General features: G+C 77.2%; 9 protein-coding genes. 6 read left to right on the forward strand and 3 right to left on the reverse strand.

What is annotated here, in order from left to right:
• The first annotated feature begins 15 nt into the window (after positions 1-15).
• Positions 16-741: a transglycosylase SLT domain-containing protein gene (locus IH44_RS0113370; protein WP_030459729.1), complete on the forward strand. Its 726-nt coding sequence runs from the start codon at positions 16-18 to the stop codon at positions 739-741.
• A gap of 304 nt (positions 742-1,045) precedes the next feature.
• On the forward strand, positions 1,046-2,776 hold the full coding sequence (locus IH44_RS0113375) for a sigma-70 family RNA polymerase sigma factor (protein WP_030459730.1): 1,731 nt from the start codon (positions 1,046-1,048) through the stop codon (positions 2,774-2,776).
• Between the two features lie 77 nt (positions 2,777-2,853).
• Here IH44_RS0113375 and IH44_RS0113380 read toward each other — a convergent pair whose 3' ends face one another.
• Entirely contained in the window at positions 2,854-3,462 is a 609-nt protein-coding gene (locus tag IH44_RS0113380; protein WP_081966880.1) for an STAS domain-containing protein, read from the reverse strand.
• Positions 3,463-3,558: 96 nt separating this feature from the next.
• On the opposite strand from IH44_RS0113380, the gene IH44_RS0113385 reads away from it, so the two are divergent.
• Entirely contained in the window at positions 3,559-4,350 is a 792-nt protein-coding gene (locus IH44_RS0113385; RefSeq protein ID WP_030459732.1) for a VOC family protein, read from the forward strand.
• Between the two features lie 84 nt (positions 4,351-4,434).
• Here the strand turns inward: IH44_RS0113385 and IH44_RS0113390 are convergent, their stop codons facing one another.
• Positions 4,435-5,778: a deoxyribodipyrimidine photo-lyase gene (locus IH44_RS0113390; protein WP_030459733.1), complete on the reverse strand. Its 1,344-nt coding sequence runs from the start codon at positions 5,776-5,778 to the stop codon at positions 4,435-4,437.
• A 218-nt stretch (positions 5,779-5,996) separates the two neighbouring features.
• Here IH44_RS0113390 and IH44_RS0113395 point away from each other — a divergent pair, with 218 nt between their 5' ends.
• From IH44_RS0113395 to IH44_RS0113405, 3 genes are all read left to right on the forward strand, one after another.
• Positions 5,997-6,935 carry a serine/threonine dehydratase gene (locus IH44_RS0113395; RefSeq protein WP_030459734.1) on the forward strand — a complete coding sequence of 313 codons (939 nt, stop codon included), beginning with the start codon at positions 5,997-5,999 and terminating at the stop codon, positions 6,933-6,935.
• A 294-nt stretch (positions 6,936-7,229) separates the two neighbouring features.
• Positions 7,230-9,563, forward strand: coding sequence for a CRISPR-associated endonuclease Cas3'' (locus IH44_RS41000; RefSeq protein ID WP_035954974.1), 2,334 nt, complete (start codon positions 7,230-7,232; stop codon positions 9,561-9,563).
• A 96-nt stretch (positions 9,564-9,659) separates the two neighbouring features.
• Positions 9,660-11,498 carry a hypothetical protein gene (locus tag IH44_RS0113405; protein WP_051816855.1) on the forward strand — a complete coding sequence of 613 codons (1,839 nt, stop codon included), beginning with the start codon at positions 9,660-9,662 and terminating at the stop codon, positions 11,496-11,498.
• A 73-nt stretch (positions 11,499-11,571) separates the two neighbouring features.
• Here IH44_RS0113405 and IH44_RS0113410 read toward each other — a convergent pair whose 3' ends face one another.
• On the reverse strand, positions 11,572-12,579 hold the full coding sequence (locus IH44_RS0113410) for an NADP-dependent oxidoreductase (protein WP_030459737.1): 1,008 nt from the start codon (positions 12,577-12,579) through the stop codon (positions 11,572-11,574).
• Positions 12,580-12,592 lie beyond the last annotated feature (13 nt).

Raw genomic sequence — 12,592 nt, forward strand, 5'->3', positions numbered from 1 at the left:
CCGGAAGGAAAGCATGTGACTCGGATCTCGGTCCGGGGCGTCGCTGTCGCCTCCGCCACCGCGGTGACCGCCGTCGGAGCGGTCGTCGGTGCGGCGTCCGGCAGTGAGGGCAAGACCGTCCAGACGGTCGACGTGGCGAGCGCGACCCTGCTCGCCGACGCGCCCACCGGTGCGCAGGCCCAGAGCGTCGGCGACGGCATCAGCCGCCAGGCGAACGCCCAGCAGGTCTCCGCCGACACGGCCGCCAAGAAGGCCGCCGCCGAGGCCGCCCGGCAGAAGGCCGCGGCCGACGCCCAGGCGAAGGCCGACGCGGACAAGGCCGAGGCCGACGCCAAGGCGGCCGCGGAGAAGGCCGCCGCCGAGGCGAAGGCGGCCAAGGACGCCGAGGCGAAGCGGGCCTCCGAGCAGGCCAGCCGCGACTCCGCGCGCAGCGTGCTCGCCAGCATCCCGGCCGGTTCGGTCCAGGACATCGCGCGGCAGATCGTCGGCGACGACACCCAGTTCCAGTGCTTCAGCCAGATCGTCACCTGCGAGAGCGGCTGGGACTACACCGCCACCAACTCCTCCTCCGGTGCCTACGGCCTGGTCCAGGCGCTGCCGGGCTCCAAGATGGCCTCGGCCGGCGCGGACTGGCGGACCAACCCGGCGACCCAGGTCAAGTGGGGCCTCAACTACATGAACAGCCGCTACGGCAGCCCGTGCGGCGCCTGGTCGTTCTGGCAGTCGCACCACTGGTACTGATCCCGGCTGGTACTGATCCCGGCCGCCGGTTCCGGCCGCGGTTCGAAGGCCCGCGCGTCCCTCCGGGGAGGCGCGGGCCTCACCGTTGCGGCCAGCCGTCCGGCAGGGCGAGCACCGGTCCTCCCCCGTTTCCGCACGTCCCCCTCACCCCTCCCGTCCGTTCCCGCCGCGGGAGTCGTCCGGGGGCTCACTAAGCTTCGCGTCTGCCGAGGATTTCCTTCCGCTTTTTGCGTTATCCGCCGGGGGCCGACGGATCTCCGAAGGTGTGAGGGCAGGACGCGAGAACACGAGGACGGGCCGGGCTGTGGACAGTGGGCGGGTGGCGGCGCTGGTCGGGCGGGCGCAGCACGGTGACCGGCAGGCGGTGGCGGAGCTGGTCGGCGGGCACCTGCCGCTGGTGTACAACGTGGTGGGGCGGGCCCTGTCGGGGCACCCGGACACCGACGACGTGGTGCAGGAGACCATGCTGCGGGCCGTGGACGGCCTGGCCGGGCTGCGTGACCCGGCCGGGTTCCGCAGCTGGCTGGTGGCGATCGCGCTGAACCAGGTGCGGCGCCGGTTCCGGGACGAGCACGCGCTGGACGCGGTGCCGGACCCGACGGCGGTGGCCGACCCGGCGGCGGACTTCGTGGGCCTGACGATCGTCCGGCTGGGCCTGTCCGAGCAGCGCCGCGAGGTCGCCGAGGCGACCCGCTGGCTGGACGGCGGGGACCGCGAGCTGCTGGCGCTGTGGTGGCTGGAGGCGGCGGGCGAGCTGTCCCGGGCCGAGCTGGCGGCGGCGCTGGAGGTGTCGCCGCAGCACGCGGCGGTGCGGGTGCAGCGGATGAAGGGGCAGCTGGAGGCGGCCCGGGTGGTGGTGCGGGCGCTGGCCGCGGTGCCGGGCTGCCCGTGGCTGGCGGAGCTGACGGCCGGCTGGGACGGCGTGCCGGGCGCGCTGTGGCGCAAGCGGATCGGGCGGCACGCCCGGGAGTGCGCGGTGTGCGGGGAGCAGCGCCGCGGCCTGGTCCCGGCGGAGGGGCTGCTGGCCGGGCTGGCGCTGGTCCCGCTGCCGGACGGGGCGCAGTTCGGCGCGGGACTCGGCCCGGACCTCGCCGCGGGCCCCGGCGACGGCTTCGCCCCCGACTTCGACCCCGGCTCCGGCGGCTACGACGGCCCTGGCTACGACGGTGGTGGTGGCGGCGTTCCGGGGTCCGCCGGGCCCGGGCGGGCGGTGCACCGGCGGGGGTCGTCCTCGGGCGGTTCGCACCGGGCGGGGGCGCGGCGCGGGCACCGGCGGGCCCGGCGGCGCGGTCCGGCCCCGGTGGTGCTGGGCGGCGGGGTGGTGGCCGCGGTGGCGGTGGTGGTCGGGCTGCTGGTGGTGGTCGGCGGGTCGGACGCGCCGTCGGCGGTGGACACGGCCGAGCAGGCGCCGCAGTCCGCGGTCGCGCTGGTCGACCCGGCGCAGGGCACCGCCCCGGCGCCGGACGGGGACCCGTCACCGTCCGCCTCGGCGTCCGGGTCCGGGTCGGCCGCCCCGTCGCCGTCGGCCCCGCCCTCCCCCAGCCAGGTGCCGTCGCCGTCCGCGTCCTCGGCGCCGGCCGCGCCCGCCGCGTCGGCGACCCCGGCGGCCCCGACCGCGAACGCCGCCTCGGCGACGGCCGCGAAGCGCTCGGCGGATCTGGCGCAGCAGGTGGTGGACCTGGTCAACTCGCAGCGTTCGCAGGCGGGTTGCGGTCCGGTGCGGTCCAACGCGAAGCTGGCGACGGCGGCGCAGCGGCACTCCGAGGACATGGCGGCGCGCAACTTCTTCGACCACACCAACCCGGACGGCGCCGGCCCGCAGCAGCGGATCGACGCCGCCGGGTACGCGTGGAGCGGCTGGGGCGAGAACATCGCGCGCGGGCAGAAGGACGCGGCCGCGGTGATGGACAGCTGGATGAACAGCCCGGGCCACCGGGCGAACATCCTGAACTGCAAGTTCACCGAACTCGGGGTGGGTGTCCACCTGGGCAGCGGTGGGCCCTGGTGGACGCAGGACTTCGGCACGCCGCGCTGAGGCCGCCGCCGGCCGTCCCGCCGTCGCCGCTGCCGACCGTCCCGCCGCGGGGCCGCCCCCCGCTCCGGGCCGGGCGGTCAGTCGGCGGCGGCGTGCGTCCCTTCGCGTGGGCGGGGGACGGCCTCGGCGACCTCGGCGGTCTCGGCGGCGTCCGCGGTCAGGAGGGGCTCGCGCAGGTCGGCCAGTGCGTCGTCCACCGAGTCGTGGACGTCGAAGATCCGCTCGATCCCGAACAGCTGGAGGATCTTGCGGGTGTGGACCTCGGGTCCGGGCAGGACCAGCCGGAGTTGTCCGTCGCGGGAGGACAGCATGCGGCGGGTGGCCACCAGGACGGCGAAACCCGTGGAGTCGCAGAAGTCGACCCGGCTGATGTCGACCACCATCCGCAGACAGCCGTCGGTGACCAGTCGCTGCAGGCGTTCGCGGAGGGCGGCGACTCCGCTGATGTCCACCTCTCCGGCCACCTGGACCACTGTCCAGCCGTATCGCTCCCCGTAGCTCACGCTCAATGCCACGCTGTTGCCTTTCTCTGGTGTCGCTTGGGGTATGCGGCCCCTGCCCGTTTCCTCCGGCGGCAACCCTGTTCCGGGTGATGATTTGGCGGCTGGGCGGAGGAATTTCCGCGAAATGTCATGCGCAGGGTCCGCTCGACGGCGGAATTCGCGGTCCGATCCGATGATCTGCACAGGATTTACTCCGGTTGGCGGTACCGCGGGCCGGTGCCAGGCTGGGAAGGAGTGCCCGGAGAACGCCCGGAGAACGCCCGGCGAAGGGAGAACGCCGTGATCACCACCGACTTCGTGCCCGGCTCACCGTGCTGGCTGGACCTGGGAGCACCCGACGTGCCCGCCGCCGCCGCGTTCTACGGACCGGTGCTGGGCTGGGAACTCGCCCCGCCGCCCGGCTCGGACGACTTCCTGCTCGCCACCGCGGCCGGCCGGACCGCGGGCGGGATCGGCCCGCTCACCGAGCGCGGCGCCCGCTCCGCCTGGATGCCGTACTTCTTCACCCCGGACGTCCACGAGACCGCCGCCTCCGTCCTGCGCGCGGGCGGCACCGTCCGGGTCGAGCCCCGGGACGTGCCCGAGTGGGCCTCGCTGGCCCAGTTCACCGACCCGCAGGGCGCTCAATTCGCTGTCCTCACCCCGGGCCCGGTCGGCGGGCTCGGCGCCGTCGACGGCCCGGGCGGGCTGTGCTGGACGGAGCTCTACACCACGGACGCGGCGGGCGCGCTGGCCTTCTACGAGACGGTCTTCGGCTGGCAGCACGAGGACACCCCGATGCCGGGCGGCGGCGACGGCGTCTACACCATCGTCACCCCCGCCGGGCAGCCCGCCGAGCGCATGCACGGCGGCATCCTCCAGGTCGGCCCGGCCGAGCTCACCCTCTCCCGCGGCACCCCCTCCTGGCACCCGGTCTTCACCGTGCCCTCCTGCGACGAGGCCGCGGACCGGGTCCGCGACCGGGGCGGCATCGTCGTCATGGGGCCCGAGACCGCCCCGGGCATCGGCCGGATGGCGGTCTGCACCGACCCGTCCGGCGCGGACTTCGTGCTGATGACCCCGGAGCGCTGAGGCCCACCGGGGCCGGACGGCGCCGAAGCAGGACGGCGCCGGAACAGGACAGCGTCGGGGCAGGGCGGCGCCGGAGCAGGACGGTCAGAGCTGGGCGTCCTGCTGCTGGCGGAGGATCGCGCGGAGGCGGTGGCCGGTGGCGTCCGGGGCGATCAGCGGGTCGGGGTAACCGGCCGGGCGGTGCGGGGACCGCCAGGGGCGGTGGATCTCGCGGCCGGGCAGGTGGGCGAGTTCGGGGACCCAGCGGCGGACGTAGGCCCCGTCCGGGTCGTGGCGGTCGGCCTGGACGAGCGGGTTGAGGACCCGGTTGGGGCGGGTGTCGGTGCCGGTGCCCGCGACCCACTGCCAGTTCAGCTGGTTGTTGGCGAGGTCGCCGTCGACCAGGTGGTGCAGGAAGTGCGCGGCGCCGGGCCTCCAGTCCTGGTGGAGGGACTTGGCCAGGAAGCTCGCGGTGAGCAGCCGGGCCCGGTTGTGCATCCAGCCGGTCTCGGCGAGCTGCCGCATGCCCGCGTCGACGATCGGGAACCCGGTGCGGCCGTCCCGCCATGCCTCGAACTCGCGGTCGTCCCGGTGCCAACCGCCCTTGCGGGGGCGGTAGTCGGCGTGGGCGGCGTCGGGCCGGGCGGCCAGCACCTGGTGGTGGAAGTCGCGCCAGACCAGCTGCCGGACGAAGGCTTCCGCGCCGGGGCCGCCGCGGCGTTCGGCGAGTTGGGCGAGTTCGTTGGCGGACAGGCAGCCGAAGTGCAGGTACGGCGAGAGGTGGGAGGTGCCGTCGGCGGCGAGGTCGTCGTGCAGGTCGGCGTAGCGGTCGCCGTGCCAGTGCTGCCAGGCCCGGCGGGCGGCGCCCTCGCCGGGGGCGGGGAGGCTGCGGGCGGTGGGGGTCGCGGTGGGCAGCGGGGCGCCGTGCAGGCCCTCGGGGGTGTGCAGGGCGCGCGGGGGCGGCAGCGGGGTGCGGCGGACGGCCTGCTGCCAGGCCCGCTGGTAGGGGGTGAAGACGGCGTAGTGGTCGCGGCCGACGGGGTGCACCGCCCCGGGCGGGACGGCCGTCAGCGAGCCCTCGTGCACCCGGAGCCGGTCGCCCAGCGCCCGGCGCAGCCGCTGCTCGCGGCGGCGGGCGTACCCGCTGACCCCGGCGGCGACGTGCACGGTGGCCGCGCCGGTCTCGGCGGCGAGCTTCGCGGTCTGCTCGGCGGTGTCGCCCTCCCGCACCAGCAGCCGGCCGCCGGCCCGGCGCAGCGCGGCGTCGAGGTCGGCGAGGCAGCCGGCCAGGAACGCGGCCCGGTTGGGGGCGGCGAAGCCGGCCGCGGCGACCGCCGGGTCGGTGACGAACAGCGGCACCACCTGGTCGGCCCCGGCGCGGGCGGCGTGCAGGGCGGGGTTGTCGTGCAGGCGCAGGTCCTGGGTGAACAGGACGACGGCGAGAGTCATGGTGCTGGTTTCCGTACGGGTGCCTGGCGGTGTCGACATGACGGCCTGTCGACCTCGATGCGGTCGGGCGGCCGGTCGAACACCTGGGTGGACTGCGGCGGGGACGGGTGTCCCCCGCCCGGTCTTCGGAGCCGCGGCCCGAACGGATGGGTTCCGGGCGCGCGACAGCGGTACTGTCGGCCCGTCCCCTCTCCGCACCGACCACCGGGAGCCGTACCGTGCACCAGCTCAGCCCTGCCGACGTCCGGGCCGCCGCCGACCGGATCGCGGGTGCGGTCCGCCCGGTCCGGGTGGTGCCGGGCGGACCCGGCGGAGTGTGGCTGGCCCTGGAGCACATGCAGCACACCGGCTCGTTCAAGGCCCGCGGCGCGGTCAACTTCCTGCGCGCCCACCGGGACGCGGGCACCCTCCCGGACGCGGGCGTCACCATCGCCTCCGGCGGCAACGCGGGCCTGGCCTGCGCGTGGGCCGCCCGCCAGGAGGGCGTGCGGGCCACCGTGTTCCTCCCGGTGAACGCCCCCGCCGTGAAGGTCGCCCGGCTGCGCGGCTACGGGGCCGACGTCCGGCTGGCGGGCGACGAGTACGCGGAGGCCCTGGCGGCCTGCGAGGAGCACGCGGCGGCGAGCGGCGCGCTCGCCTCGCACGCGTACGACCACCCGCTGGTGGCCGCCGGGGCGGGCACCCTGCTGGCCGAGATCCGCCGGCAGGTCCCGGACCTGGACACCGTGGTGGTCTCGGTCGGCGGCGGCGGTCTGTTCGCGGGCGTCGCCACCGCGGCCCGCGAGCACGGGGTGCGGACCGTCGCCGTCGAACCGGAGAACTGCCGGGCCCTGCACGCCGCCCTGGCCGCCGGCGCCCCCGTGGACGTCCCCGTCGACTCGGTCGCCGCCGACTCGCTCGGCGCCCGCCGCGCCTCCGCCGACGCCCTCGCCGCGGCCCGGCACGCGACGGTCCGCACCGCCCTGGTCCCGGACACCGCGATCGTCCGGGCCCGCCACCACCTCTGGGAGGACCACCGCCTCGCCGTCGAACACGCCGCCGCCACCGCCCTGGCCGCCCTCGGCACCACCTACCACCCCGCCGAGGACGAACGGGTCTGCGTCGTCCTGTGCGGCGCCAACACCGACCTGACCACCCTGACCACCCCGGCCGCCTGAGCCCTGGCCCCCGCCAGCAGCAGCGAAACTGACCCTCCGTCGTCCGCATCGCCCCCCTGGAGTTCGGGGATCCGGCTGCCGCCTCCTCACCACCAGTCCCCGCCAGCGGCAACGAAACTGACATCCCGTCACCTGCTCCGCCCCCTAGAGTTCGGGGGTCCGGCCGCCGCCCGCCCCTCTCTGCCACCTCACCGCCAGCCCCCGCCAGCCCCCGCCAGCAGCAGCGAAACTGACGCCCCGTCGTCCGCTCCGCCCCCTAGAGTTCGGAAGTCCGGCCAACGGAGGGGAACGGGGATGGCACAGGGGTTCGAGGAGTTCTTCCGGGCGGCGACCGGCCACCGGCCGTACGCCTACCAGCGGGTGCTCGCGGAGGACGGGCTGCCGCGTTCGGTGCGGGTGCCGTCGGGGGGCGGGAAGACCGCGGGGGCGGTGCTGGCCTGGCTGTACCGGCGGACGGTGGCCGCGCCGGAGGCGACCGCTCGGCGGCTGGTGTACGTGCTGCCGCAGGGCAGCCTCGCGCACTGGACGCACGCCCGGATCGGCCGCTGGCTGCACCGTCTCGGTCTCGCCGACGCCGTGGACCTGCACCTGCTCGCCGGGCCGGACGGCCAGAACGGCGCCTGGCGGCGCCACCCGGAGCGGAGCGCGATCCTGGTCGGCACCCACGACGTGCTGCTGAGCCGGGCGCTGATGCGCGGTCTCGCCGACAGCCGGACGATGGCGCCGGTCTCGTTCGGGCTGCTCAACAACGACGCGCACTGGGTGTTCGACGAGGCGGGCCTGCTGGGCCCGGGCCTGCCGACGGGCGAGCGGCTGCAGGCGCTGCGCGAGGCGCTGGGCACGACGGCGCCGACCGGCAGCACCTGGATGTCCGCGGTCGGCGACGGCAGCGCTCCCCCGGCCGGGCCCGGCCCGGCCCCGGTGCGCCGGATCCGGCAGCTGCACCCGGACCCGGAGCGGTACGTGGCCGACCTGGTGGCGGCGCTGGGCGCCGCGCACCGGCCCGGCACCCGGACGATCGCCGCGCTCGGCTCTCCGGCCCGGGCCCGCGCGGTGCACGCCGCGCTGCGGGCCGCGCACCCGGGGCGGCCGGTGGCGCTGCTGCTCCCGTACCACCGTTCCGCCGAACTCCCGCTGCCCACAAGGGAGTCGGCGGACGGCTTCCTGGTGGTGACGCGGGCGCTGGACGCCGGTTCCGACCTGTCGGGCCGCACGGTGCTGACCGAACTCGCGCCGTGGAGCGCCCTGGTCCAGCGCGCCGGGCGCTGCAACCGGCACGGCGAGCACCCGGACGGCGGCGACCTGCTGTGGTGCGTCCCGCCGGAGGGCCCGGGGCCGGACGGCGCGGTGGCCCGGTGGCTGACGGCGCACGAGGGGGCGGCCGTCACCGCCGCCGACCTGTTCGCCGTCGACGCACCCCGCTCCCCCGTCCCGGAGCCCGCGCCGGACGCGCCGGACGCACCGAACGTGCCAGACGTACCGAACGCGCCGAACGCGCCGAACGCGCCGGACGCGCCGGACGCGCCGGACACGCTGGGCGGGCCCGAGCTGGTGGCGCTGTTCGACACCGCGCGCGGGGCCGGGCCGGCCGGGGCCTGGCCGTGGGTGCAGGCCGCGGCGGACCGGACGGTCTTCGTCGCCTGGCGCGCGTTCGGGCCGGACGGGCCCGCGCCGGAGGAGCCGGAGCCCGGGCGGCACGAGCAGTGCGAGGCGCCGCTCGCCGAGGTCGCGGCGTGGCTGGCGGCTGCGGCGGCGGCGGAGGAGGAGGGGGACGGCGGCGGGGCCTGGCTGCGGGACCGGGTCGACGGCCGGTGGCGGCGGGCGGTGGCCGCGGACCTGTGCGCGGGCGCGGTGCTGCTGCTCGACGCGGCGCGCGGCGGCCACCTGTCCGGCACCGGCTGGACGCCCGGCAGCCGCACCCCCGTGCCCTCGCTGTTCACCGGCCGCACGCCCCCGGCGACCGCGTGCGCCGCCTGGGTGTCCCTGGAGCAGCACCTGCGGGAGACCGAGGAGGAGGCCCGCGCCCTGACCGCCGCGCTGCCCGGCCTGACCGGGCCGCAGCGGGAGGCGGTGGCCCTCGCCGCCCGGCTGCACGACCTCGGCAAGTGCCACCGCGTCTTCCAGGACAAGCTCCGCGACGGCGGCGGCGACCCGCCCGAGGGGCTGCTCGCCAAGTCCAAGGCCCCCTGGAGCAACGGCACTTCGTCCCGGCCGTTCTTCCGGCACGAGCTGGTCACCGCGCTCCTGCTGCTGGCGGGCGACCACTGGCACCCGCCCGGCACGGACCCGTCCCTGGTCGCCTACCTGGCCGCCGCCCACCACGGCCACGTCCGGGTCACCGTCCGCCCGGAGCCCGGCGAGGCCGCCGCCGCCCTGTTCGGCGTCCGCCCCGGCGACCGCACCCCGCCGTTCGCCCTGGCCACCGGCGAGCGCTTCCCGGCCCTGGAGCTGGCCCCGGCCGACCCGTTCCGCCCGGACGGCCCCTGGCCCCGGCTGGTCGCCGCGCTGCTGGCCGACCCGGGCCTCGGCCCGTTCCGCCTGGCCCACCTGGAGGCCCTGGTGCGCACCGCCGACTGGCGTTCCAGCGCCCGCCACGACGGCCCCAACCCGCAGGCCCCGCAAGGGTGATCGGGCCGCCCCGGGCCCTCCGGCGCAACCATCCGATGATCCACTCGTTGGTCCGTCCGACGTACCCGGCTTTGCCGCCGAGCCTTGGAGGGGCCGATGGATCTCAGGACACTGCCGCGGCCCCGGGCGGTCGGGGGCGGCGGGCGGCCGGAGTCCGCGGAGGCGGTGCTGGTGCGGCACTACCGGCACCTGGTGGGGATGGCGTACCTGACCCTGCCGGCCGACCGGGGGCGGCACGCCCGGGTGGTGGCGGCGCACGCGGTGGTGCAGCGGGCGCTGCCGGTGGCGGGCGGGAAGGTCGCCGGGCAGCAGGGGTACGACGCGGTGCGGGCCCGGGTGCTGCGCGGGGCGCTGCGCCGGCGGCGGTGGCCGGGGGCGGTGTTCCCGCGGGTGTGGGGGGTGCGGCTGTTCACGCCGCCGGACGACGCGGACGCCGAACTGGACGCCCGGCTGGCCGGATTGCCCGCCGCCGCGCGGGCCGGTTTCGCGGTGCAGGCGCTGGACGGCCTGGGCCTGGCGGAGGCCGCCGAGGCGCTGGCCTGGGCCGGGGTGGAGGAGCCGGCCGAGGCGGCCCGGGCCGGGGCCGAGCTGCTGGGTTCGCTGGACGGCGCGGGCTGGCCGGAGCTCCCGCCGGGCTACGACGCCTGCACGGTCCACCTGCGGCCGGGCGACCTGCTGCGCCGCCGCCGGCGGGCGTTCACGGCCGCGGCGGTGGCGGTCGCGCTGACCGCCGCCGTCCTGCCGATGCTGCTCTCGCCCCGGCCCGGTACCGGCAGACCGGCTGCGCAGGTGGTGCCGCCCGAGCGACGCACCGACGGCCTGTGGCGCACCAGCGCGAGGCTGGGCCTCGGGGTCTGGCCGGCCCGCGGCGAGTTGCGGGACGACGCCGCGCTGGTCGGGCGGGCGGTCGCCGCCTGGCAGCAGGCCGGTCCGGGCACCGCCGCCGAGCCGGGCAGCGTGCCCGGCCCGCCCGTCGTGGTGCCCCAACTGCTGTACGCGGGGCGGCTGGACGGCGCGTCGGTGGTGCTGCTGACGGACGGCCGGACCCTGGCCCGGTACGGCGACGACCCGGCGGCGGGCGGGGGCCCGGTGCTGGCGCTGGCGGCGGCCGGGGAGAGCGACGTGACGGCGGGGGCGGCCGTGGTACTGCGGCGCGACGGCCGCGGGGCGCGGTACCTGCTGGCGCCGTGGGTGGCGGCGGCCGCGACCCGGCGGCTGGACCGGCCGGAGGAGGCGGAGCACCCGCTGGCGTTCGCGGACGGGGTGACCGACCCGGTGCCGGGGACGGCCGCGCCGGGCTGCCCGGGGCCGGTGCTGCAGCTGCGCTCGGACCCGGTGGTGGCGGAGCAGCACGCGTTCCTGCTGGCCGACCTCGGCGGGCTGGCCCCGGCGCACCTGACGTACACCCCGCCGCCGGACGCCGCGGCCCCGGCCCGGCCGCCCCGGGAGGCGGTGGGGGCGCAGGCGCTGCGGCGGTGGGCGGCGGGGGCCTGCGCGGTGCCCGAGGCGGGGCCGGGCGTGCGGCAGTTGAACCTGTGGGAGTTCGCCGACCAGAAGCTGCCGCAGAACGCCGGGGAGCTGGCCTGGGCCTGCCTGCGGGCCGACCGCTGGGACGGGTCGGGCAGCGCGGCGGCGGCCGTGCTGCCGCCGGACGGCGGGCGGGCCGAGCGGCTGGCGCGCGCCGACGGGCGGGCGTGCAGCCGCTACGAGCAGGACACCGTCGCCCAGTACCGCTGGCGCGCGCCGAACGGCACCCCGTACCTGCTGGTCGCCGCCAGCCGCCGGGTCGCCCGGCTGACCGTCACCGCCCAGGCCCGCCGGGTCGACCAGGCCGTGCCGCCGACCCGCACGCTGGCGCTGGACAACCCGGGCGGCGGGCCCAGCACCGTGGAGGCGGTCACCGCCTCCGGCACCCGGCTGCGCCCGATCGGCTGACGCGCCGTCAGGTGCCGTGCACCAGCGGCCGGGTCGGACCGGAACAGATCGGGCCGGGTCAGGTCAGGTCAGGTCAGGTCAGGTCGAGGATCAGCTTGCCGGTGTTGGCGCCGCGGAACAGCATCTGGAAGGTCTCCGGGAAGGCGTCGACGCCGCCCTTGACCAGGTGTTCGCGGGTGCTGAGGCGGCCGTCGGCGATCCAGCCGGCGATCTCGCGGGCGGCCTCCGGGTAGCGGGTGACGTAGTCGAAGACCACGAAGCCCTGCATCCGGGCCCGGCGGACCAGCAGCGAGAGGTAGTTGGCGGGGCCCTGGACGGTGTGCTCGTTGTTGTACTGGCTGATGGCGCCGCAGATCACCACCCGGGCGTGCACGGCCAGCCGGGTGAGGGCGGCGTCCAGGACGGTGCCGCCGACGTTGTCGAAGTAGACGTCGATGCCGTCGGGGGCGTGGGTGCGCAGCGCCTTGCGGACGTCCTCGGTCTGGTAGTCGACGGCCGCGTCGAATCCCAACTCCTCGGTGAGCCAGGCGCACTTGGCGGGCCCGCCGGCGATGCCGATCACCCGGCAGCCCTTGAGCTTGGCGATCTGGCCGACCAGGCTGCCGACCGCGCCGGCCGCGCCGGAGACCGCGACCGTCTCGCCCTCGTTCAGCGCGCCGACCTCCAGCAGGCCGAAGTAGGCGGTCATGCCGGGGGTGCCGAGCGCGCCGAGGTGGGTGGGCAGCGGGGCGGCGGCCGGGTCGATCCGGCGGGTGCCGCGGCCGTCGGACAGCGCGTACTCCTGGACGCCGAAGCTGCCGCTGACGAACTCGCCGACCCGGAAGTCGGGGTGGGCGGACTCGACCACCTCGAGGATCGAGCCGGCCCGCATCACCTCGCCGAGGCCGACCGGCGGCAGGTAGGAGGGGCGGTCGTCCAGCCAGCCGCGCATCGCCGGGTCGAGCGAGAGGTAGCGGGTGCGGCCGAGGAACCAGCCGTCGGCCGGGCCGGTGACCGGTTCCTCGGTGAGCGTCCAGTCCTCCTGGCGGACCGGGCCGACGGGGCGGCGGGCGAGTCGGATCTGACGGTTGGTGGCCGGCATGGCGCGCTCCTGC

It is taken from the genome of Kitasatospora sp. NRRL B-11411, assembly GCF_000721345.1.
Lineage (GTDB): Bacteria > Actinomycetota > Actinomycetes > Streptomycetales > Streptomycetaceae > Kitasatospora > Kitasatospora cineracea.

Bases quoted from the DNA above. Each gene is read 5' to 3' on its own strand.
- IH44_RS0113390 (WP_030459733.1), bottom strand. From the start codon at position 5,778: ATGACTCTCGCCGTCGTCCTGTTCACCCAGGACCTGCGCCTGCACGAC.
- IH44_RS41000 (WP_035954974.1), top strand. From the start codon at position 7,230: ATGGCACAGGGGTTCGAGGAGTTCTTCCGGGCGGCGACCGGCCACCGG.
- IH44_RS0113405 (WP_051816855.1), top strand. From the start codon at position 9,660: ATGGATCTCAGGACACTGCCGCGGCCCCGGGCGGTCGGGGGCGGCGGG.
- IH44_RS0113410 (WP_030459737.1), bottom strand. From the start codon at position 12,579: ATGCCGGCCACCAACCGTCAGATCCGACTCGCCCGCCGCCCCGTCGGC.